The 1,998-nt window shown below is 67.7% G+C and carries 2 protein-coding genes; one reads left to right on the top strand and one right to left on the bottom strand.

The genetic code is table 11. The features are described from left to right. Positions 1 to 779: VacJ family lipoprotein (locus H926_RS28655; RefSeq protein ID WP_237741090.1), on the top strand; the 779-nt coding region annotated here is incomplete at its 5' end. A 6-nt stretch (positions 780 to 785) separates the two neighbouring features. Here H926_RS28655 and H926_RS28650 read toward each other — a convergent pair. Next, positions 786 to 1,998, bottom strand: a 1,213-nt coding sequence (locus H926_RS28650; protein ID WP_022677552.1) for a histidine kinase, incomplete at its 5' end; no start/stop codon positions are given.

Raw genomic sequence — 1,998 nt, 5'->3', positions numbered from 1 at the left:
CGCCTGGGCCCACCACGCCTGCGCCTACGGCGCCGCCGGCCGCCATGCCCCCGTCCGAACCTGCAGATGTGCAGGAAGAACCCGGCATCGTGGTGCAGGGCGATGCCTATTCGCGGCAGGACCCGGTCCACGCCGTCAACGAAAAGTCTTACGAGGCGATCCAGAAGGGCGACAAGCTGGTGGTGGCGCCGGTGGCGCGGCTCTATGTCCACGGCCTGCCATCGCCGCTGCGCCACGGGCTGCACAATGCGCTCTACAACTTGCGTGAGCCGTCGAACTTCGTGGCGTTCCTGCTCGAACACAAGTTTGGCAAGGCCGGGCAGGTGCTGGTGCGCTTTACCGTCAATTCCACCATTGGCCTCGCTGGGCTGATCGACGTGGCCAAGGCCAAGCCGCTCAAGATACCCTATCGGCCCAATGGCCTGGCGGACGTGCTGGGCTTTTACGGCGTGAAATCGGGGCCATACCTGTTCCTGCCGTTGATCGGGCCGACCACGCTGCGCGACCTGATTGGCACCACGGTCGATCGCTCCTGGTTCCCGCTGGCCGTGGGCGAGCCACTCGATACCGTGCCTTATGGCCTGGCCGTCACCGTGATCGGCGGGTTGGACGACCGCGTGGCGATCGATGGCCAGCTCAAGAAGTTCCGCGCGGAATCGGCCGATCCCTACAACGCCACGCGCGATTTCTATCTCAAGCGCCGCGCTGCCGAGATCGAGAACCTGCGCCATCCGCACAAGAGCGCCACGCCCGACCCTGCCTTGCCCACCGCGCCCTGACGCTATTCAGGCGGCGTAGGCCAGGCGCGCGGGCACCGACAGGCGCACCAGCGTGCCGAGGCGATGCCCGCTTTCGATGGAAAACGATGCGCCGATGCGCCGCGCCCGCTCGCGCATGCCGATCAGGCCATAATGGCCCTTCATCAGCGCCGCGCTTACCGCGCTGCCGTTCGCGCCGTCCTCGCCATCGATGCTGGCAATGCCGATGCCATCGTCGCTGACAAACACCGCCAGCGCCCGCGCGCCATACTCCACGTTCACATCGATCGCATCGGCCTGGGCATGGCGCGCCGCGTTGCACAGCGCCTCGCCGACGATGGCGAGGATTTCATCGACGATATCGGGGTGCAGCGGCCGCACTTCGCCTTTGACGTTCAGCGTCAGGCTGGCGCCGGTGACCAGGTTGTCGAGCAGGCGTTGCAGTTCGCGGCGCAGGTGGCGGTCTTCCAGGCGGCGCAGGCCTTTCACCCGGTCGCGCCCCTCGATCAGCATTTCCTCGGCCCGGTCCAGCGCCGGGGTCAGCACGGCTTGCGCGGCGGGATCGTGCGAAAGGTGATCGGCCACCGACTGAAAGCGCATGATCAGGCCCTGCACGCCCTGGATCAAGGTGTCGTGCAGTTCGCGGGCAATGCGTTCGCGCTCGCTGGTGCGTTCGGCCATGCGATCGCGGATCAACCGGCCCAGATACTGCACCCGCGCGATGTAGAGCAGATAGAGCATGGCCGAGAGCGCCACGATCGCGGCGAGGGGGAACCACCAAGTCTGGTAGAACCGCTGGGCGATGGCAAACTGCATGGTCTGGCCGCCCGCGTTCCACACGCCGTCCTCGTTGGCAGCGATGACCTGGAACGTATAGCGGCCCGGCCCCAGATCGCTGAACGTCACGCTGCGCTCGGTCGATGGTGCGGTCCATTGCCCTGGCAGGCCCGGGCCAGACAGGCGGGTGCGGAACTGCACGCGTTGCGGCACGGTCAGGCTCGTGGCGGTGAAATCGATCCGCACCGATCGCGTGCCCGGCGGCAGGCGCAGCCCGGCGCTCGGCGCCCGCGCCGTGCCGCCAGCCACCAGGCTGCGCACCATGACTGCGGGCGGCAGCAGATTGCGGCGCAGCGCGGCCGGATCGATCCACACCAAGTTGCGGCGCGTGAGGAACCAGATACGCCCGTCGCCGCCCTGCGCCACCTGGGCGCCGGCGGCCTTCTGGGCAAAGCTGTTGAGG

The organism is Novosphingobium sp. B-7 (genome assembly GCF_000410615.1).
In the GTDB taxonomy this organism is placed as follows: domain Bacteria; phylum Pseudomonadota; class Alphaproteobacteria; order Sphingomonadales; family Sphingomonadaceae; genus Novosphingobium; species Novosphingobium capsulatum.
The sequence above is the reverse complement of the archived record's forward strand: the minus strand, read 5'-3'. Positions and strand labels throughout refer to the sequence as shown.